The sequence below is a fragment of the Ruegeria sp. HKCCA6707 genome (genome assembly GCF_013033515.1).
In the GTDB taxonomy this organism is placed as follows: domain Bacteria; phylum Pseudomonadota; class Alphaproteobacteria; order Rhodobacterales; family Rhodobacteraceae; genus Ruegeria.
In genome coordinates this window covers 20,444-44,097 of the sequence record NZ_WQEG01000005.1, presented here as the reverse complement: position 1 = coordinate 44,097, position 23,654 = coordinate 20,444, and the positions used below count along the sequence as shown (strand labels likewise).

19 protein-coding genes and 1 tRNA gene are annotated in these 23,654 nt (G+C 53.9%); 9 read left to right on the top strand and 11 right to left on the bottom strand.

All coding sequences use genetic code 11. The features are described from left to right. Positions 1–711 precede the first annotated feature (711 nt). Positions 712–1,965, top strand: coding sequence for a site-specific integrase (locus tag GOW40_RS13065; RefSeq protein ID WP_171231022.1), 1,254 nt, complete (start codon positions 712–714; stop codon positions 1,963–1,965). A gap of 145 nt (positions 1,966–2,110) precedes the next feature. On the opposite strand, the gene GOW40_RS13060 is transcribed toward GOW40_RS13065, so the two are convergent. Then, positions 2,111–2,857, bottom strand: a complete 747-nt coding sequence (locus tag GOW40_RS13060) for an SDR family NAD(P)-dependent oxidoreductase (protein WP_171231021.1) — start codon at positions 2,855–2,857, stop codon at positions 2,111–2,113. A gap of 78 nt (positions 2,858–2,935) precedes the next feature. Next, positions 2,936–3,745, bottom strand: coding sequence for a class I SAM-dependent methyltransferase (locus GOW40_RS13055; protein WP_171231020.1), 810 nt, complete (start codon positions 3,743–3,745; stop codon positions 2,936–2,938). A 38-nt stretch (positions 3,746–3,783) separates the two neighbouring features. Between GOW40_RS13055 and GOW40_RS13050 the strand changes: the two genes are divergently transcribed. Further along, positions 3,784–4,905 carry a helix-turn-helix domain-containing protein gene (locus GOW40_RS13050; RefSeq protein WP_171231019.1) on the top strand — a complete coding sequence of 374 codons (1,122 nt, stop codon included), beginning with the start codon at positions 3,784–3,786 and terminating at the stop codon, positions 4,903–4,905. 195 nt (positions 4,906–5,100) lie between these two features. Here the strand turns inward: GOW40_RS13050 and GOW40_RS13045 are convergent, their stop codons facing one another. Further along, entirely contained in the window at positions 5,101–6,660 is a 1,560-nt protein-coding gene (locus GOW40_RS13045; RefSeq protein WP_171231018.1) for an acetolactate synthase large subunit, read from the bottom strand. Between the two features lie 653 nt (positions 6,661–7,313). On the opposite strand from GOW40_RS13045, the gene GOW40_RS13040 reads away from it, so the two are divergent. Beyond that, a complete protein-coding gene (locus GOW40_RS13040) occupies positions 7,314–7,526 on the top strand; it encodes an AlpA family transcriptional regulator (RefSeq protein WP_171231017.1) in 213 nt (70 codons plus the stop codon). A gap of 81 nt (positions 7,527–7,607) precedes the next feature. Next, positions 7,608–8,966: an AAA family ATPase gene (locus GOW40_RS13035; protein ID WP_171231016.1), complete on the top strand. Its 1,359-nt coding sequence runs from the start codon at positions 7,608–7,610 to the stop codon at positions 8,964–8,966. A gap of 924 nt (positions 8,967–9,890) precedes the next feature. On the opposite strand, the gene GOW40_RS13030 is transcribed toward GOW40_RS13035, so the two are convergent. The 8 genes from GOW40_RS13030 to GOW40_RS12995 form a co-directional block, all read right to left on the bottom strand. Beyond that, a complete protein-coding gene (locus GOW40_RS13030; RefSeq protein ID WP_254444443.1) occupies positions 9,891–10,307 on the bottom strand; it encodes a DNA mismatch endonuclease Vsr in 417 nt (138 codons plus the stop codon). 31 nt (positions 10,308–10,338) lie between these two features. Further along, positions 10,339–11,565, bottom strand: a complete 1,227-nt coding sequence (gene dcm, locus GOW40_RS13025; RefSeq protein ID WP_171231014.1) for a DNA (cytosine-5-)-methyltransferase — start codon at positions 11,563–11,565, stop codon at positions 10,339–10,341. A 466-nt stretch (positions 11,566–12,031) separates the two neighbouring features. Beyond that, a complete protein-coding gene (locus GOW40_RS13020) occupies positions 12,032–12,463 on the bottom strand; it encodes an EcoRII N-terminal effector-binding domain-containing protein (protein WP_254444442.1) in 432 nt (143 codons plus the stop codon). After that, positions 12,463–14,277 carry a DEAD/DEAH box helicase gene (locus GOW40_RS13015; RefSeq protein WP_171231012.1) on the bottom strand — a complete coding sequence of 605 codons (1,815 nt, stop codon included), beginning with the start codon at positions 14,275–14,277 and terminating at the stop codon, positions 12,463–12,465. Before GOW40_RS13015 ends, GOW40_RS13020 begins: the two co-directional genes overlap by 1 nt. After that, a complete protein-coding gene (locus GOW40_RS13010; protein WP_171231011.1) occupies positions 14,270–15,094 on the bottom strand; it encodes an HNH endonuclease in 825 nt (274 codons plus the stop codon). The genes GOW40_RS13015 and GOW40_RS13010 overlap by 8 nt, the downstream gene beginning before the upstream one ends. Beyond that, positions 15,094–16,725 (bottom strand): ATP-binding protein, encoded by a 1,632-nt coding sequence (locus tag GOW40_RS13005; RefSeq protein WP_171231010.1) that lies wholly within the window; start codon positions 16,723–16,725, stop codon positions 15,094–15,096. Before GOW40_RS13005 ends, GOW40_RS13010 begins: the two co-directional genes overlap by 1 nt. 52 nt (positions 16,726–16,777) lie before the next feature. After that, a complete protein-coding gene (locus GOW40_RS13000) occupies positions 16,778–18,892 on the bottom strand; it encodes an AIPR family protein (RefSeq protein ID WP_171231009.1) in 2,115 nt (704 codons plus the stop codon). 701 nt (positions 18,893–19,593) lie between these two features. Next, positions 19,594–19,668, bottom strand: a tRNA-Thr gene (locus tag GOW40_RS12995). An 83-nt stretch (positions 19,669–19,751) separates the two neighbouring features. On the opposite strand from GOW40_RS12995, the gene GOW40_RS12990 reads away from it, so the two are divergent. From GOW40_RS12990 to hisD, 5 genes are all read left to right on the top strand, one after another. Beyond that, entirely contained in the window at positions 19,752–19,907 is a 156-nt protein-coding gene (locus GOW40_RS12990; protein ID WP_171130681.1) for a hypothetical protein, read from the top strand. 6 nt (positions 19,908–19,913) lie between these two features. Then, complete coding sequence (gene murA / locus GOW40_RS12985) at positions 19,914–21,179, top strand: UDP-N-acetylglucosamine 1-carboxyvinyltransferase (protein ID WP_171130679.1); 1,266 nt, start codon at positions 19,914–19,916, stop codon at positions 21,177–21,179. Further along, complete coding sequence (locus tag GOW40_RS12980) at positions 21,179–21,655, top strand: DUF2948 family protein (protein WP_171130677.1); 477 nt, start codon at positions 21,179–21,181, stop codon at positions 21,653–21,655. The genes murA and GOW40_RS12980 overlap by 1 nt, the downstream gene beginning before the upstream one ends. A gap of 40 nt (positions 21,656–21,695) precedes the next feature. After that, complete coding sequence (locus GOW40_RS12975) at positions 21,696–22,082, top strand: GNAT family N-acetyltransferase (protein WP_254444441.1); 387 nt, start codon at positions 21,696–21,698, stop codon at positions 22,080–22,082. Between the two features lie 144 nt (positions 22,083–22,226). Then, positions 22,227–23,531: a histidinol dehydrogenase gene (gene hisD / locus GOW40_RS12970; protein ID WP_171130675.1), complete on the top strand. Its 1,305-nt coding sequence runs from the start codon at positions 22,227–22,229 to the stop codon at positions 23,529–23,531. The last annotated feature ends 123 nt before the right edge of the window (positions 23,532–23,654 follow it).

The window sequence follows — 23,654 nt, the reverse complement described above, 5'->3', positions numbered from 1 at the left end:
GTTTCGGTGCAATTTGCATCAAAACCCCAAGGGGCGCAGTCGGATACACTGCCCAATGCTAAAACTATTACGCCGAGACGCTGTTTAGGAATGTTGAACTCAATCACACATCACAGGGGCGTTTGTCGTGAGAGCCTGACAAAACCTGACTTGCAAGCCGGTCCAGGAATGTTCGGGTTGTTTTACTGAATGCAGTGATACCGCCCAAAATCTTCAAAGCCTGCCTGATGGGGCATATTATCCAGGCGGCGTCGCTTTCCACAATGATAGAAAGGAACAGAGTATTCTTCCGGTTGTTGGTATGGAATCGGGGCTTTTTCCCCAATCTGAAAGAGCGCAAACACGATGCCCCGACCAATTTGCTGTGGTGAAAATGATGCGGTATGGGCGAGGCAAGAAGCCTTTTCGAATTAGTATGTGCATCGGCATAGTGCCACACTTTCGGGGGGATGAAAAGGGGGGTCAAATCGTCAGAATAAAGAGTATCTAATTGATAAAAATGAAAATTTCAGTTTGAAGTGGTGCTGCTGGAGAGAATTGAACTCTCGACCTCTCCCTTACCAAGGGAGTGCTCTGACATGCGCTGGGTCGCGTAGAGTAGTTAGAATCAATTGAATTCTTTATCATTTTATTGCGTTAGGTTATGTTATGTTGCGATAAGTGAGCGTAACGGTGGTCGCCATGTGGTCGCCAAAAAAAGGAAAACGGTTTATGACCCAAACTGCCCTAAAGATCGTTCCGGTCAGCCCCAAACCCAGCGCCCAGCGCGAGGCCCTAACCGAAGCTAAGGTCCGCGCAGCAAAACCAGGCGCCCAACGACACGAAATCAATGACACGGATGTTCCCGGCCTCGCGGTGCGCATCGGGACCGACACTAAGGTCTACATCCTCCGCTCACGCCTTGGGACCGGTCGTCAAGCCAAGCGCGTCCAGATCAAGATCGGTGACACCCGCGCAATCACTCTCAAACAGGCGCGCGACCTCGCACGCGCCAATATCCTCGATCTGCGCAACGGTATCGATCCGCGCGTCCCTCAGATCGGCGCGATCCGAACCGCCCAGCTTCTAGACCTTTACGAACAGGACCTGATCGCGCGCCAGATCGTCCGTACGAACGACATGATGCAATCGCTGCGCGCGAACCTAAACCCGCACCGCTCGCGTCCAATCGGTGATCTGACACGCCTCGACCTGACCGCGATCATTGACGGTATCCAGAAATCCGGTCGTCCCGGCGCTGCCGACTACTTCCGCAAGAACGCCACTGGATTTCTGAACTTCGCAGCAGACAAGGGACATATCCCTGTCTCGCCCCTCGCAGGCTACCGTAGACCGCGCCAGACACGCGCGCAGCGCCTCTCGGGCGGCCAATGGACCATGAATACCCCAGACCAGATTAAGCGGTTCCTGAAGGCTGTCAGCTCCTCTCATGATCCGATATTCCAAGCATTTCTGCGCTTCACACTTCTGACCGGCCAACGCCGCAACGAAGTCGCTCACATGCGTTGGACGGAGCTCGACGCCAATCTCTCGATCTGGACAGTCCCCGCAGACCGTACCAAGAGCGGGACTGAACACACAGTCCCGCTGGGTCTTCTGTCCCGCGCGTTGCTGGAAAATCTCGCGGAGGTTGCTTGCGCGATCATCGGTGAAACCGACGACTTGATCTTCTCCAGTCATCGCAAACCCGGATCGCCAATGTCCGGCTGGTCAAAGCGGATCATTCCGGTCCGTAAAGCATTCGGCGACGACCGCCTGTCTATCCACGGCCTGCGCCGCACATACCGTACCGGCTTGAGCGAACTTGGGATCGACTTTGACACTGCCGAAAGAATGATCGGCCACAAGCGCCCTGGGCTAGCTGGAACCTATGACAAATCCACCATTATCGACCGGCGTTTCGAAGCCCAATTTCGATGGGAGGATACGCTGTCTGAACTCGGCGAGTTCTGGTTAGTTCCCTAGGGTAAGGATCCACAAAAAGGCTTAACGTCAACGTCGGCTTCTTATTAGAAGCGGACGTTGGCTGAAAACGGGGCAAAGACCGCAATGCGGGACAAAGCCACCGTGAATTGAGTGTCAGGTTAGCTTCTCGATACTGAGTGAGGAACTATCGGAAGGTCAGCCCCCCGTCGATGACCAGCGTCTGCCCGGTGACAGTCTCCGCCCTGCAAAAGGTCAGCGCCTGCTCCGCCACGTCGTCGATGGAAGTGGTCTTCTTCAGTGTCGCCGCCTCGCGCCACGTTGAAACGAAGCTTTCCGGCGCCCCGCTGCTCATAACCGTGTTCTCCATCAAACCCGGCGCCACGCAGTTCACACGCACTTCCGGCGCCAGCGTGGCCGCAAGGAACCGGGTCAGGCCCGAGACGGCGGCCTTCGTCGGTTGAAAGGCCCGGTCGGCGCCCCAGGTCCCGTGTCCGATAGTCGAGCCGAAATTGACGATAGCGCCCCGTGCGGCACGCAGATGCGGTGCCGCGGCTCGGGAGACGAGGAAGGGGCCACGGAAGTTGATGTCGCTGATGCGGTCCCAGGTTTCGGGGTCGTAGGCGACGAGATCGCCCGCCGGCGGCCCCCCGGCCGCGCCGGCGGCGTTCATCAGGATTGCGAGGCCGCCCAGTGCCTCTGCCGCCTGCGCTACACCTGCTTCGACCGAGGCTGGGTCGCGCAGGTCGAGCCGAACAGCAACCGCCCGGCGTCCGCGCTTTTCGACAGCGTCGCAGGCCTCGGCCACGCGATCCTGGCCGCCGCTATAACCCACGGCGACGTCGGCGCCTGCCTCGGCGAGCCTTTCTACCAATCGGCGGCCGAGGCCTCCGCTGCCGCCGACGACGAGAGCTGGCTTTCCCGCAATATCCATGTCGTGCGCTCCTTGTTCTTGAGCCGGGTTACTCCAACTCCGTTCGGTGCGAGCATAGGTCGAAAGATCATCATGGATCTACGCACCTCGGACGGCAGTCGCTGCTATGGCAGGCATCGGAACGTGGTATTCCTCGCCATCGAGAAAATCCTTTAACTGGGTATCCCAAGAGGAGTAGATTTCTTCCAGGACGTCTTCATTCTGATTGTCGAGAATTATGGCCGCCCTTGCAGCGAAGTTGCGGAAATGTTTAACGAACTGTCCTTTCGGAGCTTTGAAGACCAGTGGAACTCTGGAGCTTGAAAACTCCCTAAATCCAGCCGCTTCCAATTTCTCTCGCATGGTATCTTCCGAAGAAAGAGCGAATGGGGGCGGTGACGCAGGCACGACGGATATGTCCGCAAGGCTCTGCATCGTGCCAAAGACGATCCGGAACAACGGTGACTGTGGCGGTCCAATCCAATGGCTGAGTGCTACTCGCCCACCGGGTTTCAAAACGCGCGCAATCTCGTTGAACATGATTTCCGGGCTGCCCACATGCATTATCCCAAACGAGCAAATCACAACATCGAAAATAGCATCATCTTTCGGTATCGCCTCGGCATCGCCGGTTACAAAGCGTGCCGCGGGGAAAGCGCTTTGCGCCACCTTGACCATCGACGCAGATACATCAACGCCTTCGGCGTCAGCGCCAAGTGCGATTGCTGCGCCCGCAGCCCTTCCGGTGCCGCAGCAAAGGTCTAGAATACGTTTGCCAGGGGCCAATTCGGCCATCGCTAGAAGCGTCGGAATCGCGCTGGTTGTCACCCGCCCGGTGAAGTCGTCATAGGCGGCAGCGCGGGCGTCCCATCCCTCTTTTTCCGCAAACTTGAAAGCTTCGTAGGTCATGATTTTCCTCGCGTGCTTTTGTAGTCTGCTCCAAACTGGTGGACGAAAAACGCATTTGTCAGGGTCGAACCGGCCACAAGAGGGCCAAATCGGCCATCGGATTCGAAGAGGAGAGTATGAAAATGACAACTAGGGATTTCATCGCTGAACCTCTGCGGATCGACATCCTTGCGGCCGAGAGTTGCCGGGGCGCCATTCTCTACGGCATCTATGATTTGCTGACGTCAGTAGGGTCTGCGTGGTCCTACCTCACCGAGGGCGCCCCCACCCCGCCGATGACACGAGTTAGGATCGTCGCCAGAGCCAAGGAGCCATTCCGCTGCATAAGCCGCGTCCCAGTGGCACCTGACGCGACGCTTGAAGAAGCAGACGACGCAGAGATCATCTGCCTGCCAAACTTCAGGATCGGTATGATGACCTCGCCGAAAGAAGTTTTGGGGCCGGAGATCGACTGGATCGTCAAGCGACATTCGGCAGGCGCGCGCCTGGCAACGGCATGTTCTGGCTCGGCGCTCTTGGCGGACGCTGGGCTTCTTGACGATCAAGAGGCAACGGCGCACTGGTCCATGGCTGAGGTTTTTGAGAAGCGTTATCCGCGCGTGGCTTTCTGTCCGGACCGCACGCTTACTTTTGCAGGAGAGGGAGACTGCATCGTGATGTCAGGTGGTATGGCATCCTGGCAGGACCTCGCGCTTTACCTGATTGCGCGCTACATCGGACCGGAGCACGCAGCGAAATCAGCGCGGTTCTATTGTGTCGATCCAAAACCCGACGGCCAAAGACACTACGCAGCTCCCAAGAGAAGGTCGCAGAGCGACGACGCAGTCATTCAGGAATGCCAGACCTGGCTCGCCGATGCTTATGGAAAGCGTGACGCAGTAGCGCGGATGATCTCTCGCTCTGGCCTCCCGCGACGTACGTTCGACCGACGCTTCCGCGCGGCAACGGGCTACAGCCCCAAAGACTATGTGCAGTCGCTTAGGGTCGAGGAGGCCAAGCAATTTCTGGAGATGGACGACCACAGTGTCGAAGCTGTCTCAGAGGCCGTCGGGTATTCAGATTCCCGAGCGTTCCGGCGCCTGTTCAAAAAGATGACTGGTCTTAGCCCTGCTGAGTATCGACGACGATTTTCCAGCAGAGGCTTTCTTTCGGCTCGCTGAGGCCTCCTTGGCAACGTCAGCTGAGGGCTCGTTCCAGTCGTTCGCTGTGCGGTGTGTGAATGGCTGCCTTGTGTACAAAGCGGTAATCTGGCCACCGTTTGGTCCATCGCAAAGTCATTTCACAATATCAAATAAAATTGATCCGCGATTTGCACCGCTAGTCTCATCTGCTTTTCAGGTACCGTGTCAGAACACTCATGCGGTCGGTGGACACACAACTTCAATCAGCGATGGCCCTTCGCTGGAGAGACCGGCGGAGAGCGCCTTTACGAAGCTGTCCATGTCATCTGCGCGTGTCCCCGGAATACCATGGCCTTTCGCCAGCGAAACCCAGTCCAACGTCGGGTTCACCACGTCAAACATAGCCTGAGCATTCTGACCATAGCTCGCCACGCCGACGTTTGTGAGTTCATCGCGCAGGATTTGATAACCGCGGTTCGCAAACACAACGATTGTCACGTCCAGGTTTTCGCGGGCCATGGTCCACAATGATTGAAGAGTATACATGGCGGACCCGTCGCCGGTTAGGGCGATGACTTTTCGGTCGGGGCAGGCGATAGCCGCACCCGTCGCACAAGGCAAACACAACCCAATCGCGCCGCCGGTGCCTGCGAGTAGGTCATGCGGGTGGGCGGTAGCTGTCGGTGGTATGACATGAAACCCGGACGTCACGGATTCATTGCAGATGATCGCGTTTTCCGGGATCAACGCGGCCAACGCCAAACCAACTTTTTCGAGGGTCAACTGTCCGATGGGAATGTCTGGCAGGTCGAGCGGATGGGTTTCTGTCGCCGTTTTGCTTGTGACCCCGACCGCGTCGGCGAGCGCTTGCAGCGTCCACTCGATATCATCTGTGGGCTTGCACAAGTCCGTAATGGGGCAATGCGGAGGTTCGGGCACGCTCGGTTTCCCGGGATAGGCAAAAAAGGCGACTGGCCTATCTGTGCCAAGCAGAGTGATCGAAGAGGTTGCTTCAAGCTGAGCGATCTTGGGCGATATCGGATAGACCAGTTGGTCTAGCCTTGCTGTTCCTGCGCCTTTGGAAATGCGCGGTATCAGAGTATCAGCCAACAAACGGCACCCCGTCGCGGCAGCGATCTTGCCAGCCAGTTCACGCTGGGGTCCAAACAGAGCTGATCCGCCAATCATCAGCGCGGCGTTCGGCGTCACAAGCCGGGCCGCCGCGGCCTCTAAATCGCTTGTTGACGGTCTATGGAGGCGTTCTCGGTTGTCCAATCGGTTTGCCGCTGCGTTCGCTGCGTTCCAAGCTGTGTCGGCAGGCAGGACCAGCGTTGCAATCTGACCGTTGCGCGCGCGGGCCGCCTGAACCGCAGCCGCTCCGTCCGTTGCTACGTCAGTGGCATTGGACGACACACGCGTCCAATGACTGACCGCCTGGCTGATACCTAGGATGTCTCCCTTCAAAGGACTTTCATAATGCAGGTGATGCGTTGCGTGATCGCCCACAACATTCACGATCCCGGACCCCGCTTTTCGGGCATTGTGCAGATTGGCAAAGGCGTTGCCAAAGCCGGGTGCAAGATGCAGGAGCGTGCCCGCGACGTTTCGCTTCATGCGAAAATACCCGTCTGCAGCACCCGTCGTGCCGCCTTCAAACAGGCAAAGAATGCAATTCATCTCTGAGTGTTCATCCAAGGCAGCGACAAAGTGCATTTCCGAGGTGCCGGGATTTGCAAAAACCGTATTCACACCATTGTTCAAAAGGGTTTTTACGAGTGATTGAGCGCCGTTCATTTTAACCCTAGCCTGATTTCAAGCGATCATTTGATGACAATGCTCGCACGAAAAGACCTTCTTTCTGAACATATTTTCCTCTCGACACTACACTTTACGACGCATGGCACCGCAACCGCTCGCGACGTAGAGCAGTCACCGGACTTAAGGCCGTGCCTTCTGGCGGGGCCAGAACTTAGAGCGAAAGCATTCATACACTTGGTGAGATAGACACCGCGCGAGCACGGCCGCTTTGGGCTCACTGCCGTCATCTAAAGATTTTCGTCGGACGACGGGTTCGCCGTTCTGAGCGGCCATTGGTTTATCCGACTCCATCGGTGACGCCATCATGTTTCAAGGGCGGTAGGAGGATTGTCCATGTCGCACTTGTTCTGGCTCGATCTACAGCGTCTGAAACGCATCCAACACATGTTCCCTAACCTGCACGGCGCGACCATCGAACCTACGCCTAGTGTATTCAGATGAGTAGTGGTCGGGCGGCCTCGATTTCAGCGCCACTGATTGCAGTCTTCCGCGCATTGACAACCGGATATGAAGCGTTAACGTCAGGTTTAGATAGCTTGTAGAGGTCGTTCGGCATCCTCATCCATCCCCAACACGAGGGGAGGAGCGGTATGCCGAAATTGTCTGCTTCCTCCCGGGAGAAGACAGTCATGACCATACAACCTGACCATCTCTATGCTGATCACGACGTAGCCGCATTTTGTGGAGTGTCGGTGCATTCTGTTCGTCGTTGGCGGGCAAACCGCACCGGTCCGCAGTTCGTACGCATTGGTCAGCGCAAGATCCGATACCGCGGCACCGACATAATGCGTTGGGTAAACGGGCTGCCAGCCGGCAATGCCATTTCGGAAGATGGCGTTTGAACCAATCGGAATTCTCAAAGAATGGTAAAGACTTTGAAATACGGTGAAGGCCAAAAAAACTGGCCTGAGCGGAGTTAGCGAATGCAGCAGAAGAGTTATCCGCGAGAGCAGTGGAGCAAACCCACACAAATAATAAAAGCGCTATATGGAGGGCGCGACCTGCCTGACGGTTGGACGCGTGAAGAGGGACAATACGAGGGGCACTCAACCATCACCCTGACCAACGAAGAAGGGCAGGAGTTTACTTTCATCAATGAACCTCTGGGCGGGTTGAGTGCTTTGCCGGACTATCAGGAAAAAATGGAAGAGCGATTGTCCAGACGCAAGCTGAAATCGGTAGACGCGTTCGGTAAGCCGTTGCAAATCCCGGACTTGGACGCGCTTTTATTGGCAGGGAGCGTCCCAGAAGAGTTTGTGATTCCCGGTTGGGTGCCGCGTGGGTGCTTGACGTTGTTGTACGGAGCCGGAGGAACCGGCAAGACGGCCCTTATGCTAACTACCGCCGCACGTCTCGCTATCGGTCGCTCGGTTTTCAATGAACTACCGCAGCTGCCATTTAAGGTGTTGTTCTTTTCTTCTGAGGATGGTCGGAAACAAACAGGGCGTAGGCTGCGATCGATCATCTCAAGGTTGGGGATAGACGGTGAAGAATACGAAACGCTTAAAGAAAACCTGCGCCTGCCGGATGTGGAACGGGTCAATATGAGTATGGTTAGGGAAACCAATGACAAAAGTGCCAGATCGACTGTTGTCCCATCTGCATTTTATCACGTTCTATTGAACGTGATAAAACAGGAAGCTCCTGACATCGTCATCCTTGATCCTTTGAGCGATCTGTTCGAGCTGAACGAGAATGACCGCATGCAGGTCAGCAGCTTCATGCGTCTAATGCACAATCTGGCATTAGATCAAAACATAGCCATCATCTTGATCGGGCACCCTGGAAAGTCAGAGGACAGCGAGTATTCTGGTTCTACCGCATGGAACAACAAGGCACGTTACCGAATTTGGGCAAGGCTCGACCGAGACACACATACGGTGGAATTGCGACAGAAAAAACATCAGTACTCACAACAAGCCAAAGCGCTGTTCGCTAAATGGGAAGATGGCGCCATTGATGTCATGCTACCCGAAGACACTCACATGCATATCGAAACGCGTCGGGCGGAACTCGCAAACAAAGTTTATGATATACTTGAAGGGCAGGAGAGGCTGGGTAAACACCCCACGACACAAACTCGCGCCGAAAGTGGCCTAATTTCGATAGTTATGCAGAGGCTCGACGGTCGAAAAAAGGTGGACGTGGTTGCGGGCATCGATCAGCTGCTGGAAGCAGGACGCATAGCGATTGTGAGAGGTGATGGGAAGGACGGAAGGCCGCGCGTGAAGTCAGGTGGGACCACCCTCGATTTTTACGCCACAAGAAAGTCAATGACCTAACACGGGCACGCACACACACAAAAACCCTATAGGGTTTTGTGTGTGCGTTTCTGTGTGTGTTCGATATTGAGTTAATCAACACTGGATTTAGTTTAGTATCTAAAATTTCCGCTTAAAATTAGCGAAAAACAGATAGGTTCATGCCGATCTGCTTTCAATCAAATGTGTTTTTTAGTGTCTCTTGAAGTTGAGAGCGCGCTAATAGGAATTTAGGAACCAAATTCTTTTGATTTCTCTTGGTCATTCTCGAGACATTCCATCCTATGATCTGGGACATAAGAAGGCGCCGGTGTCACCACAATTGCGCCACCTGACGATTGTGATGGGCACATCTGCGCTTCTTTCATCGCCGCAAGCCCCCCTAACTAGCTTTCAACCTCTCATCCAAGAGGCCAACTTGCCTCTGAGCGTCGATCCAATCACGTGTTTGCAATCGGCCTTCCATGCGCGCCCAAAGCGAAAGCAAGAATCTCTCATGATCAGCGTGTGAAATTCGCGTTGCCCAATTACGAGCGAATTCACGCTCGACATCCCTTGGTACATGTCCCGTTTCCGCGCGCGCAAAGCGCCGTTGCATCTTAATCATCCGGTTGCGCTCGTTGTTTGGACCTTTGGCAGGCTCTGGTGTCTGGCGCGCTCGAGGGTTTCGTCCCCCGGCTCCATGCATCCGGCACACGTTCCATCCGGGTCGCCGGCATCGCTTGCAGCGGTTACCACTACGTTTGGACTTGGCGGTACATTGCAATTCGGGGTACTTCGTTGGAGAAAACCTAACGCTGTGCATTTCACAATCCTTAGCTTCCGCGGTGCAATAAGACTGACCCGTGGCAAACTGTTTGGACCTCGGTCGGCAACTTGGTAGCCGCGCTTCAGAAAGGCCTAGCAGCGCGTTAACCTTCAAGAGAATGTCGCCAATTTCTTATTTTAAGGCAGCCCCTTTAGTTCCAAATCGCCACTCGGTTCGTTAAGCCAATCGGATACTATGTTTAGCACATCTTCAACGCTTCGTCGTTTGCGCCCTTTAAGTGCACACTCCCAAACGACTCCTACGCGCCAGCCTGTTTCCTTTAGCATCAGTGTGTTGGTCTTATCCCGAGCGACGTTAGTTTCGATCTTCTGACGCCAGAATTCCACCCGGGTCTGCGGCCACTTAAAGAGATTGCAGCCGTGGCCATGCCAGAAACAACCATTCACGAAAAGCGTCGCACGGTATTTTGGGAAAACCAGGTCAGGGCGCCCAGGCAGGTTCCGATTATGTAGGCGGAAGCGGAAACCCCGGGCGTGCAATCCGCGACGGATAAACATTTCTGGCTTCGTGTCGGCGCCACGTATTGCAGCCATGTTACGGCTTCGGGCGGCGTTGTCGTGTACATCAACCAAATCTGAGTAAGGACTCCGTTTCGATTTCTATCAATGACAGAATATGCGGTCGCATAATACGTGCAACCTCAGCGAATACCGGAACTGCAACAGAATTTCCGAACTGTTTGTATGCTTGAGTATCTGAGACTGGGATTCGAAAGTCTTCATCGTAGCCCATGAGGCGAGCACACTCACGAGGGGTCAACCGACGTGGGTTCCGGGCCTTGCCCCGGTTCACAAGGATCTCTGAACCATCCTTGTAATAACGCGCTGACAATGTTCGTGCGATGCTATTCCGTTCAACAAGCCCATAGCCGAACCCGTTACCTCTCGCCCGGTGCTTGGCGGCATAGTCTTGCAGGTAACGCCACAATTTATCAGAAAGGGTGTACTTCTCGCTGACGGCCGCGTTTTCTCCTAGTGTGTAGTGCGCTTCAGGGTCTTCAAGCCCATTCTCTGGGTGCAGTATATCTCTCATTAACCGATGCCCACGCTCGGGGAGATGTATCTCGTCAAAGTCGAACGGCACTTCTTCCCGAAACCCAACGATCACTATCCGCTCGCGGTGTTGCGGAACAAAGTGGGCCGCATCTATGATCCGTGTATGGATTGAGTATCCGAGTTCGTCCTTAAGTTTCCGCTTAATGACTTCAAACGTTCGACCTTTGTCATGGCTTTTTAGGTTTTTGACATTTTCCAAAAGGAATGCCGCGGGGCGATGATGCTTTAAAATGCGCAAGACATCGAAGAAGAGGGTGCCTTGGGTTTCGTCATCAAATCCATGTAGGCGACCAAGCGCGTTCTTTTTTGAAACACCTGCGATCGAAAATGGTTGGCACGGGAATCCTGCAACAAGCACATCGTGCGCTGGGATCGTACTTGCGTCAATGTCGCGAATATCACCAGCTATCGACCGGTTGTCAGGGAAGTTCGCCATATAGGTCTGCTGCGCGAAACGGTCCCATTCGGATGTAAACACACAACGTCCGCCAGCTCCTTCCATAGCTTTCCGAAGCCCGCCGATTCCGGCAAAGAGATCGACAAACGAAAAACTGGCTTCGCTGTCGACCGGACGGCGCTGTTCGATTTCAATATTAAGCAATCGGATTATGCTATCCCTTGGCTTCTCATCACCGCGGATCCATCTGTAGATATGACCTTCAGAGTAACCGAGGTATTTCGCTGCTTCGGGGGCAGAATATCCCGCCTTCCGAAGAAGGATTTCGAAATCCGTCATAACTGCTCCACCCTGGGTATTTTTCTGACACTATGGCTGTAAGTTGCCCGCTCAACAAGAACAATCTGAGCACATATAGTGATTTGCTGTGTGCGCTTACCTTATCTAGCGGAAGGTCCAGGATTGCATGAAAGCTCAATGATGACGAAAATACTAAACCTGTACGCGGGTCTTATGCCTTCAGCAGTTTAGCATCGAATTACTCAGCGCCAAAGTTGATAGGGCCAAAGCCATCAGCATAAGGCGGTTGGAAAACAACATTGCTTGCCGGTCTGAGCAGTGTTGGGGGGTGGTACCAAATCCAAATCAAAAAGAAAGACAATTTTTCACCGGGGACAACGATGAATACTTTGCCTATGCGAGGATACACCTTTGCTCCCAAGTAGGCGGGAAACTGCTAGCCTGTCCACCTTCGGTCCGCCTAGCAAATCAGTTTTGGTTTTAGTTTCGCAAAATGAGTAATTTTTTAGTGCACTCTTCGCCAGTTGGTCAGTCTAATTCTTACAGCACCCTCATCATTCGTGGCTGCAGCGCGTTCTTTCTTGAGCAACCTAATTGAGAACTGATCAGATTCTTCTTCACGGGATATCTCAAACTCATCCCCGGCACTGGCCCCAACATCTTTGAACCACTTCATCATATGTGTGACGCGGTACTCGTTTCTTGTGCCTTTTTCGTCGTGCAGCTTGTTATTGTAGTAAATGTAGCGAAATTTCAGCTCGTTACCGGCGTCGTCAATACATAATATCCACGCATCCGGATTTTTAACTTCAGGTGGTAAAGGTGGCAACATATCTAGTAATTCCAATTCCTTCTTTGGGATATGCACACCAGCTTGGTGCCCCCCAGTCGCGCCGACGTCATTGGCGGTAAGTGTCTTTCGGAACGTCTTTTTCATCATTGTTTCCTTGGCATGATTTCAAGCGCTTTGTTCAGATCTCCGGCATCGCGCGTTGACACTGGGACTGTTTCATTAGCCAGATCTTGCTTCCAAGCTGACCGTTCGATCATGACCTCTTCAACGGTTTCTTTGTAAAAAAGCCGATAGATCGAGACCGGTTCAGTTTGCCCTCTTCTGTGTGCACGCGCGCTTGCCTGCATTTCGAGTGCGGGGTTCCAGACAGGGGTAAAGTGAATGACCACAGTTGCAGCTGTAATATTCAATCCTGCGCCGGCCGCTTTTGGATTTAGAACCAAACAGGCAGGCCCATCAAACTCCGCAAATTGGTCCACAATCTGTTGGCGGTCTTCTTGCGCTGTCCCTCCATTGATTGCACCCCAAAACGCTGAAGGCAATTCGCTGCCAGCTGTCTTCAGGATCTCGCCGATCTTGTTGAAGAGCGAAAAGACTAGAACCTTTCGCCCATTTCGAAACGCCTCAGATAGCAAATCAAGCGCGCGCTCGACCTTTGGAGTCGTTATGGGCATGGAGTCTGAAGGGATCAGTGAAGCATTCTCCTCATCGCCGTCGTCTTCCTTTCTCAACCAAGGATGAGCGCAGAGCAACTGGAGTTGAAGAGTCGCTACAAGTGCCCCTGCCACTGGGTACTTCGCAAGAGTAGCCTGCCGCACTTCCCGGTAGTGATCTACTAGTCTGTCATCCAGCTCCAACGGGATGTCGATATCGAGGCGTTCTGGCAAATCTGCAGCAACTTCTGATACGCGCCTCTTAAGTATTATTGGGTCGGTCAGTTGGCCTAGCTGCTGCGCAGCTTCAAGGCTGTCGGGAAATTCGAACTCGAACTCGGTCTTTGTCCCGAGCAAACCGGGAACTGCGAAATCCGCAAGGGACCAAAGGTCCATTAGTGAGTTTTCAACTGGAGTGCCGGTCATTGGTATAGAACAGCGACGCGGAACTGCGGCAAGTGCCTTCCGCCTATTAGAGCTTGGGTTCTTTATAGCCTGCGCTTCATCGCAAATCACCCAAGACCACTCCATCGAGGTAAATACGGCTACATCATTCACCAGAGTGTCATAGGTCGTAATGACGACCTGGGCGGATTGAAGACCCGAGACGATGCCGGTGCGGTGCGCCCCTCTGTGGACCATGTAGCTAAGTGTTGGTGCGAAACGCTCGATTTCCCGAACCCAATTGGCAATCAAACTGGTCGGACAAACAATTAGGGCAGGAGAAGAAGTCTGCGGAGGCGAAATCAAAAGAAGTGCAATTATTTGTAGAGTTTTCCCAAGCCCCATCTCGTCTGCTAGAATGAGGCCATTCGTGCGAGTAATGGTGTCATTCATCCATTGCACACCTCGAGCTTGATACGGAAAGAGCTTGGCTTCAAGCCCAGCGATTGAAATTGCCCCATTGTTTTGTTTCGCAGCTTCGTTGCCTGTCTGGAGAACATTTCTCGCAGCATTAACCGAGAAAAGGGAATCCTCGGCCCGAATTAGCTGAATTGCTTTAGCGAAACTCAGATTTGTCGGATCCGCGTCGGCAAGAATGTCGGCAAAAAGCGTTGCTGCGTCGCGAGGCAGTGGGCGAACGACGGCACCGTCTACGACCCAGCAGTGCTCGTTTGAGGGAGCAACAAGCTCGTATCTCTGACCCTTACTCTTGCGCGTGCCTCCAAGGCAAGCAATTAGTCTATTGGCTTTGCGACTTAGTAAAATAGTGGGCTCTATGAGTCTTTCAGACACAACGTGGTCTGCTGGCAAAGAATCCTTCAGTTCCTCGAAACTACGTGGCAAGTCAGAATAATTAACCATTTTGTGTCTCTAAGAAATTTCGAATTTCTTCAATTGACCATGGGATTGGGCGTCTGGAGTGGACAGCTCGATGACATGATGGACAGAGTGGAACAAGATCTGTTTTTGGATCGTAAGGCTTGGGTTCATTCAGTAAAGAAAGAGGTTCCAAGTGATGCACTTCAATTATGTCACCCGCACTACCATAGATGCTCCGAGGATCTTTCCCGCAAGCTGTGCAATCATATCCGTGCATTCTTACACAAAGCAGCCTGCTTCTTGGGTTTCGTTCGCGACGTGTAACCACTGATTGTTTGATGGCCCCTTCAAGAAGAGCAATATCGTTTTCATCGGGTTCTTCGATGACGTCATAACCGATCAGTTCCGCCATTGCCGCCATCAAAGGGATTATGATCTCACGGCAAGTCTTGACAACCGCAGCGTCAGAATTGGGCGCATTTAAGTCTCTGACAGTAGCTTCAACAAGGAAACTACCATCGGCGACGCACCAGTTCCGGCGTTCCTGACCGGCGATCTCGAGACTGCAACTACCGTCAATAGAGTCCACCAAGGCTCTAGCCAGGTGGATGTCCTCTGCACTTGCTCTTTGAATCTGGTTGATTAATCCCCCAGCGAATGACCCAAAACTGAGGGTAACTTTGTGCCCCTTCAATCCGTACGGTTTCAGAGACGCAATTGGGCCTCCGTTTTTTCCAAGTTCCGCAAACCAAACTTTCATCGCTGAGCGAATGCCAGAAGTGTCCGGTTCAAGGTCGAATACAGCACCTGTACCTTTTTCGAGCTCGTCAATGATCAGGCGTTTTTTCTCAATGATCATTAGGAATTGGCGTCGTCGGTGAGTTCATTCGGCTCGGGATCCGGCATGCTACGCAGAAGCTTTTTTAGATTATTTGAGATCTCAGTCCGAATATCCTCAAAAACTGGCTCCAATTCATCATTGGTATTGTTCTGCTCCGCAACGGCAAACGCCCAAAGTAATAGATCCATTCCCTCAACTGCAAACCCATTGGCGGCTGCTCGATGATAAATCTTTTGATAGAAATCGTGGTGTTTGTTGAGCAAGACAGAAGGCACATGACCATCTTCGCTTGAACTCCGAAGCGCCGGCTGCCACAGCTCTCCGCTGTTGATTGTCTCGACAGCCTCTACATGGACCGTTTGCGGGCTGACGTTGTTCTCAATTGGCGACTTAATTCGTATCCGTTGCCCCATGTTGTTTGAGACAATTGCAGACTGCGAGCTAACATCCACAGAGCTTACTAAAGGCTTTGCTGCATTGGGCGTGCCAGCGATGTTGTTGTTCGCGCTACTGTGATCGACTTGTCTGGCCGTGTTTGCGTGAGCACGGCTTGTTCGCCTGTATCTGTTTCCAGCCTCCCGATAGATGGGTTGTAAAAGCTCCTTCAACCCGTCCTCGAGGTCTCTATGAAATAGTATCCGAGACTTCTTGACGTCTATTCTGAACGCGTCATCCAATCGGTGCCCGAAATCAAACTCAATTCTAAGGAGCGATGTATGAGGTTCGGGTGAACCAAATACATCCATCCAACCACCATCTTGGATCAAGCGACCTTCACGGAATACATAAAAGCCCTGCGCCCTATTGCTAATTCTTGCATAGTCTCGCGCTTCGTCTTTTGTCATGTCGCTACGATGTGGAAGAATCCAAGCTTTGATATTTGCGATTTCTTCAGTGCCGTCTGGCAATTCAATGATGAGTTTCTGTTTGGCTTCAGTTAAAACTTGGTCGGAACGTTGTGGGTAGAATGGATTCCATGGCACCACGGGGCTTGTGTTCACGAAAATATCAATGTCACGTTCGCGTTGATCGGTCTTCTCTAGAAAACGATGATAAACTAGCGATAGGTGCTTACTTAGAGTGTCGGCTAGTCTTTTTATCGCAGCCTGCTCACGGGCGCCGCCGGCTTCGTACTCTTTAGAAAGTATCCGGTCGCATTTTTCCCATACAACGAGTGTTCCTGTCTCGCCGCACAGTTCTTCGAACATTTCGTCTTCATCCGGAGTTACGGGTTCCCGCAGCATTTCCCATCTGTCTAGTTGAGCCACGTGGTCGAGATCCCAAGCCAACTTCGCAAGAGGCTGATCAACGCTCGCCCGAGAAACAAGGGTGAACTTTCGGCAAACTGAACTCGAAGCGGTTTTGAGCCCGAGACCGAATTTACCAAGGCTTTCTGGGTTATCTCTTACCGGCGCTCCATACCGCATCGCCCGATGAACTCCGGCCGCATCCATGCCTTCACCATTGTCGCCGAAGTATACGAGTTTCCGACCATCTTGATGGAGCACGATTTCAACATTAATCTTGTCAGCCTTTGCGGCAACTGAGTTGTCGATAATATCGGCGGCTGCGGTTCGGACGTTGTATCCAGTATCCCGGAGTCCGAATATCAAGCGGGTTGCATCCGGTTCGTTTATCAGATCGTTCATTGTCTTACCTTGATAGTTCAACCTGTGTCATGGCGGTTTTTTTGAGCCGTGGCTAGTGTACTCTGCTCATGGCACTAATCTTGATTTTGGGCGCCTCATCTCTATCCAGGTAGCCCTCGGAACGGGCTCTACCCAGCACTTCAACAGCTATTAAGGACTGCTTTTCGCTCGGAATTCGGTTTGGTACCGCGCCGCACGTGGTTAGGATTCCGGCTTCCTTCTCGGAGAGGATTTTCTTTGAAGCCGACCATTGTTTAAGTCTTTTCCAGAAATCACCACCGTATTCTACTACTTTTGCTTGGGCTTCGATTCCAGTAACGAGGGCTACTTCCCTGATTTCATCGCGGCGTTCTACCTCGGCTTCGCTTGGCTCAATTAAGAAAGACTTAAGGTCCACTTGGTAATCAACGTCGAGGCGCTTCAGAGTAGCCCAGCAAGCCTGCTTTTTTGCCCATTCAGTAACGTTGTTGATGCCCGCCTCTGGATTTGTGATCACAGTTGCAGCCTTTTCCGCAGCTCTCAGAAAAATCACAGCAATTTCGTCTGGGAGGCCCTGTTTGCGCCAAATTGCATCGAAATCGATCTCAAGATCGGTGTCTGCGACATCAGCCATAACTTTGGCAATCGCATAGGTTACAATGTTCGCGCGAAAACCACCGGGGTACCAATCCTGTTTTGGAACAGCTTTCTCCAAGTGGCGAAAAACAATGAGTTTGGCTATCAACCGCCGGAACCAGGTTCTATCGAATTGCCGCTCGCCTCTTATCCATGCGGCGCCGATTTCCTGCGCAAAAGCTCCAAAGTTTTTTTGAGCACCCTTGCTGACCATGTCCGGGTGCATTCTGAAACTCATTTCCACCTTAGCCAAGTCAGTTTTGACGAAGTACTGGGCTTTCGGGTACTCCATATCGAAGTGACGCCGCGCAGCTTGAGATCTCTTGGATCGTTCAACAAGGTACTGACCGCGCGCGCGCTCGTAGAACCACTTGGTTTCTCGGTTGGTGCCTTCGGCAGCTGGGGCCAAAACACGTCGCGAAAACTCTTCCATACGCATGTGAAAGGGATGGTTCGAAAAGAAGTCAGCCGCACTCACCTTATTCTGGCTGTTAGCGTACTTGGAAATATTTGGAACAAGTTCTTCAGAGGTTTGCTCTGGAACGACGGTAAGCTTCATCTGCACAAATACGTCTTTTAGAGTCTCAGGGGACGTCTTCCGTGCTGCGTGCAGCGACGCTGTCGTCTGACCGCCATTCACAATTTGAAGGTTTACTGCTGACGCGATTTGGAGTCCTTCTGGCGTATTTTTAAGTTCAACGCTATCCGCGGTCGCGCTAAGGCCGTTGTTGTAACTGAAGAACATACTAGGCTCGTTTTTTATGGTATCCCTGATACCGCGGTTTACCGCGCCACGAGCTTGGAGAAAGCTGCGCACATTCGACTCAAGTAATCGGGCACCCCATTTTTCATAGATCTCTGCGAGCTGCTCGCCGCCGACAACAGTCAAGTAGCTTTGAAGAGACTCCTCGTTCGAGGACGCCGCCAGTGCGGGTATTGGAGTTCCGAATTCCTCGGCGAAGTTTACAGTAAGTTTCTCTCGAAGCTGCCCCGATGTCTCATAGCGGTGGAAACGAGTAAGGTCCCAAATATTATATGTTACTGGCACATCCGCGATTTTTCCCGCCAGAACCGCATCTGTGTAAGCACTATAAATGTCGTTTGTTAAAACAATTAGTTTAACCTTGGTAGTCGAGCTCCAAGCGTCGGCAATTATGCTCGCCGCCCCAGCTTCAAGGCTTCCTTCTTCTAGTTCATTTGAAAGCTTACCCGTAAGAGCAGCGGTGATAAAATTAACTAGGTGAGAGAAGCGTCTCTTTGCTTCGGCAGCGTTGATTTTTTGAGGTGATGCATCCGAGTGATAGTCGCTTACGACAACGCTAAGAACGCTTTCGGCTTCTCTCGGGTCCCCACCAATTCCATCTATTCGAAGCGTCTTACCAGCGCGGGTACATTGGAAGCCAACACGATCCAGAGTGACCAATTCCCCTTCAGCTTCAAGCTGCGATCCCATGCGCTCGAGGAATGCTGCTTCGACGTCGATACCCAAATCGCTGGCTTCTGCGCTAATTTCAGCAGATAGATACTCGAAATACTCTTGAAGTTCTTGCATATCCCAATCCAAAACCACATCGTCCTACAACCAAAATTGTGGGACACACTTAACGTTTCTAACCGTCGTAAACGGAACCCGGACCCTTTCACCCGGTTGAGCCCAACCCAATCACAGGTTGTGTCGCTCTCACACAAATGTGAAGATTTGATGGTCAAATTTCAATGCATTGGCAGAAAGTAAAAAAAGAATGGCCGATAATAAAAACAATGCATTACCGAACAGAGCCGGCGGCACCGCGGGGATGCTTACGAGTTTTGCTCCCAACCGCCCGTTCAAAAAAATACACACAGCGGCAGACTCTGTGGCTTTTGCTCATCTAAGGCCATCTGTCTGGGCCAATGAACATTTGTCTTCTTGTGAATAACTCTTCGCCCCCGAAACGAGGTTCGAAGGTCGGCGCGATCTTCTTGAGTGGGCTTACCCCAGAGTAGATGGCCTTTGAGGAAAAATACGGCTCGGCTGCCATTAGAACCTCGCTTGTTCGGGAACATCAAGCAAAGAGGGTAGCTAGGGGGCGGAGGTCAGTCCCTTACAAGCAGTCCAGTTAAGTTGCGATATCGGCGACGAGGCAAAGAGGCTTTTTCACTGGATGTGTCCTCCAACGCTACAACTTTACATCAAAGCTTGGTCCGTGGTCGCCATGTGGTCGCCAAGGCGACACGGCTAAAGCCAAAAGATAGCGTAACATTTTGAAAAGGTGGTGCTGCTGGAGAGAATTGAACTCTCGACCTCTCCCTTACCAAGGGAGTGCTCTACCTCTGAGCTACAGCAGCGCTGTGGGCGGGTGATTAGACTCAAACGAAACGCGGCGCAAGGGTGTCTGGACGGTTTTTTGTGTCTGCTGTAGAGAAAGACAATGGCAGACAAAAACTCACCAAAAAAACAGGGCAAATCCGGGGATGCACGCGAAGACAGGTTGAAGGCCTCATTGAAGGCCAATCTGGCGCGACGCAAAGCGCAGGCCAAGGCGCGGGCGACCTCGGAGGCAAGGCCGGAGCAGGACAAGGACTAAGAGCAGATGGATTCGATTCTGGTGACGGGCAATGGCCCGCTGAACGGGCAGATTCCGATTGCCGGGGCGAAGAATGCGTGTTTGACGCTGATGCCAGCGACCTTGCTCAGCGAAGAACCGCTGACGCTGACCAACGCGCCGCGGCTGAGTGACATCAAGACAATGACGCTGTTGTTGCAATCGCTGGGTGCCGAGGTGTCGGCCTTGCAGGACGGGCAGGTTCTGGCGATGTCTAGCCACGCTTTGACCAGCCACACGGCGGATTATGAGATCGTGCGCAAGATGCGGGCCTCGAACCTTGTGCTGGGCCCGATGCTGGCGCGGCTGGGGCAAGCCGTTGTGTCTCTGCCCGGCGGCTGTGCCATTGGTGCGCGACCGATGGACTTACATATCGAAGGGCTTGAGGCGCTGGGCGCCGAGATTGAGCTGAAAGACGGGTATTTGCACGCCAAAGCACCGGGTGGTCTGAAGGGCGGAGTGCATGAGTTGCGGTTTGCCTCCGTGGGTGCAACGGAAAACATCGTCATGGCCGCCACCTTGGCCAAGGGAACGACCGTGTTGAAAAACGCAGCGCGTGAGCCTGAGATCGTCGATCTGGTGGAATGTCTGCGCAAGATGGGCGCGCAGATTGCGGGTGAGGGTACCTCGACCATCGAGATCCAGGGTGTTGATCGATTGCACGGTGCAACGCATCAGGTTGTGACCGACCGGATCGAACTGGGTACTTATATGCTGGCTCCGGCCATTTGCGGCGGTGAGGTCGAGCTGTTGGGGGGGCGCATGGCTTTGGTCGAGTCCTTCGCGGCCAAGCTGGATGAGGCCGGGATCGCTGTCAGTGAAACCGAACAGGGGTTGAAAGTGACCCGCAAGAACGGGCGCGTGAACGCGGTGGATGTTGTGACCGAGCCGTTCCCGGGCTTTCCGACAGACCTGCAGGCGCAGATGATGGCGTTGATGTGCACGGCGGACGGCGTTTCTGTTCTGGAAGAGCGCATTTTTGAGAACCGTTTCATGCATGCGCCTGAACTGATCCGCATGGGGGCTCAGATCGATGTACAGGGCGGGACGGCCACCGTAACCGGGGTCGACAAGCTCAAAGGTGCACCGGTGATGGCCACCGATTTGCGTGCATCGGTGTCGTTGATCCTGGCCGGTCTGGCGGCAGAAGGTGAAACTCGGGTAAACCGTGTTTATCATCTGGATCGCGGCTATGAGCATGTGGTGCGCAAGCTGGAAGGCGTAGGGGCCAAGATAGAACGGATAAAAGGCTGATGAGTGACGCAAGTTTTGATGATGGCCGCGAGGCCCCGCTTAATCTGGGTGCGCAAGACAGCGATGACCTTCAGGTGATCTCGACACTTGTGCAGGATGCGGTGTTTCCGGTGACCGAAATGACCTGGCGCCCATCCGAGCGCCGGTTTGCGTTGCTGTTGAACCGGTTCCGCTGGGAGGACAAAGACGCTGCCGCGCAGCGCAATCGCCCATTTGAACGGGTGCAATCGGTCTTGGTATTCGATGATGTGCTGTCTGTATCCAGCCAAGGGATAGACCGGCGCGACAAGGACATGATCCTGTCGCTCTTGTCGGTCGATTTCGAGGCAGGTGAAGACGGCGCGGGTCATATTATGCTGACCTTGGCCGGCGACGGTGCGATCCGTTTGCGGGCCGAGGCCTTGGACGCAACTCTGAAGGACGTCACCCGGCCGTATCGGGCGCCATCGGGTCACGCCCCGCACCATCCGGAATAAGCGCGGCATAGCCGGCGCGTTTTCCCGGCCCAAGGTAGGGTTGGCAATACGCCGCGCCACCGTGTTCGACGCGTTCGGGATCAGCCAGACACTCATCCGGTCGATAACGCTACTTTGTGTTGCGGATCATGGAAACGACGCCGATCTTCTTGCGCTTTGGACCCGGAACAAAGATCCGGAATCGGTTCGCAACTGGCTGCATTCGGGCGCTGAGATCTGGGTGGCAGAGCGCACCGGCCAGATCGCTGCCGTGGGTGGCCTGAAAGACCGTGATTTCGTGACCTTGCTTTATGTCGATCCTGCGCATGTCCGGCTTGGCGTTGGTCAGGCCCTGCTGCAGAGGCTGGAAGAAGAGTTGGTCGGGCAGGGGTGTTCTGAGGCCGGTCTTGTCGCAACTCAAACCGCGCGGGCGTTTTATCTGCGCTAAGGCTGGACCCAATCCGCTGCACCCGAGGATTGGCATGGTATCTCGCAATTCCCGATGCGCAAATCGCTGCAGTCAGCCGAGTAAGGGTTGAGGGCATGCGGGCTGGGCGATAAGACCCGTTGAAACGCCCTGGAGAGCCCGATCATGCCCGTTTTCTTAGACACGACCTCGCCCGACTTTGAGACGGGTTTCACCGCGCTGCTTGGTGCAAAGCGTGAAGACAGCCCGGATGTCGATGCTGTTGTCTCTGAGATCATCGGAGATGTCCGGGCGCGGGGTGATGCGGCGGTGCTGGAATTGACGGCCAAGTTTGATCGGCTGGAGCTGACACCGGAAACAATGGCCTTTAGCGCATCAGAGATCGACGCGGCCGTGGACAGCGTATCGGACGACGAACGCGCCGCACTGGAACTGGCGGCTGAACGGATCCAGGCCTATCACGAACGTCAGATGCCATCGGATCAACAGTGGGTGGATGAGGCTGGCGCAACACTGGGCTGGCGGTGGTCGGCGATTTCGGCTGCAGGCCTTTATGTGCCTGGCGGATTGGCGTCCTACCCGTCTTCGGTGTTGATGAACGCGATCCCGGCCAAGGTTGCCGGTGTCGGTCGCCTGGCCATCGCCGTTCCAACGCCAGATGGTCAGGTCAACCCATTGGTTTTGCTGGCGGCAAAGCTCTCGGGCGTTGATGAGGTCTATCGCATCGGCGGCGCACAGGCGATCGCGGCGCTGGCCTATGGTACTCAGACAATCGCGCCGGTGGACAAGATCACCGGGCCCGGCAACGCCTTTGTTGCGGCTGCGAAACGCCGGGTTTTCGGCAAGGTCGGGATCGACATGATCGCAGGCCCGTCCGAGATTTTGGTGATCGCTGACAAAGACAACAACCCGGATTGGCTTGCTTTGGATCTGCTCAGCCAGGCCGAGCATGACGAAAGCGCGCAATCGATCCTGATTACGGATGACGCGGAGTTTGGCCGCGCCGTGGCGCAGGCGGTCGGGGCGCGTCTGCAAACCCTGGAACGCCGTGCCATCGCCGGGGCCAGTTGGCGCGACTTTGGCGCAGTGATCACGGTTCGCGATCTCGAAGAGGCCGCAAGCCTGTCAAACCGGATTGCGCCTGAGCATCTGGAACTCTGTGTGGCCGACGCACAGGCGCTCAGCGCCAAGACGGTGCACGCGGGTGCTATTTTTCTGGGTCAATACACTCCCGAAGCCATTGGCGACTATGTTGGTGGGCCAAATCACGTGCTGCCGACGGCCCGCTCAGCGCGGTTTTCTTCGGGGTTGAGCGTGATGGATTTCCTCAAACGCACGACGATCAGCCAGATGACACCCGAAGCCTTGCGCCGTGTTGGCCCGTCAGCCGCAACGCTGGCTGCATCGGAAAGCCTGGAAGCCCATGGATTATCCGTCCTGGCGCGGCTCGAGCGGTTGAATCAGCAGTGATGGCGGCTTGAGGAAAGGCGGAAACCTTGCGGAAAGACCTTGGGCTTTGAGGTAGTTGTCACTTAGCGCAGTTGTAAGGTCGAAGCGCGCCTTCAGTGTTTGCTGTGATGCATCCGGTGCGTC

What these genes read in the sequence shown, in the direction of transcription:
- GOW40_RS13065 (WP_171231022.1), top strand. Translation starts at nt 712, where the DNA reads ATGACCCAAACTGCCCTAAAGATCGTTCCGGTCAGCCCCAAACCCAGC.
- GOW40_RS13060 (WP_171231021.1), bottom strand. Translation starts at nt 2,857, where the DNA reads ATGGATATTGCGGGAAAGCCAGCTCTCGTCGTCGGCGGCAGCGGAGGC.
- GOW40_RS13055 (WP_171231020.1), bottom strand. Translation starts at nt 3,745, where the DNA reads ATGACCTACGAAGCTTTCAAGTTTGCGGAAAAAGAGGGATGGGACGCC.
- GOW40_RS13045 (WP_171231018.1), bottom strand. Translation starts at nt 6,660, where the DNA reads ATGAACGGCGCTCAATCACTCGTAAAAACCCTTTTGAACAATGGTGTG.
- GOW40_RS13040 (WP_171231017.1), top strand. Translation starts at nt 7,314, where the DNA reads ATGACCATACAACCTGACCATCTCTATGCTGATCACGACGTAGCCGCA.
- GOW40_RS13035 (WP_171231016.1), top strand. Translation starts at nt 7,608, where the DNA reads ATGCAGCAGAAGAGTTATCCGCGAGAGCAGTGGAGCAAACCCACACAA.
- GOW40_RS13030 (WP_254444443.1), bottom strand. Translation starts at nt 10,307, where the DNA reads ATGGCTGCAATACGTGGCGCCGACACGAAGCCAGAAATGTTTATCCGT.
- dcm (WP_171231014.1), bottom strand. Translation starts at nt 11,565, where the DNA reads ATGACGGATTTCGAAATCCTTCTTCGGAAGGCGGGATATTCTGCCCCC.
- GOW40_RS13020 (WP_254444442.1), bottom strand. Translation starts at nt 12,463, where the DNA reads ATGAAAAAGACGTTCCGAAAGACACTTACCGCCAATGACGTCGGCGCG.
- GOW40_RS13015 (WP_171231012.1), bottom strand. Translation starts at nt 14,277, where the DNA reads ATGGTTAATTATTCTGACTTGCCACGTAGTTTCGAGGAACTGAAGGAT.
- GOW40_RS13010 (WP_171231011.1), bottom strand. Translation starts at nt 15,094, where the DNA reads ATGATCATTGAGAAAAAACGCCTGATCATTGACGAGCTCGAAAAAGGT.
- GOW40_RS13005 (WP_171231010.1), bottom strand. Translation starts at nt 16,725, where the DNA reads ATGAACGATCTGATAAACGAACCGGATGCAACCCGCTTGATATTCGGA.
- GOW40_RS13000 (WP_171231009.1), bottom strand. Translation starts at nt 18,892, where the DNA reads ATGCAAGAACTTCAAGAGTATTTCGAGTATCTATCTGCTGAAATTAGC.
- GOW40_RS12990 (WP_171130681.1), top strand. Translation starts at nt 19,752, where the DNA reads ATGGCAGACAAAAACTCACCAAAAAAACAGGGCAAATCCGGGGATGCA.
- murA (WP_171130679.1), top strand. Translation starts at nt 19,914, where the DNA reads ATGGATTCGATTCTGGTGACGGGCAATGGCCCGCTGAACGGGCAGATT.
- GOW40_RS12980 (WP_171130677.1), top strand. Translation starts at nt 21,179, where the DNA reads ATGAGTGACGCAAGTTTTGATGATGGCCGCGAGGCCCCGCTTAATCTG.
- hisD (WP_171130675.1), top strand. Translation starts at nt 22,227, where the DNA reads ATGCCCGTTTTCTTAGACACGACCTCGCCCGACTTTGAGACGGGTTTC.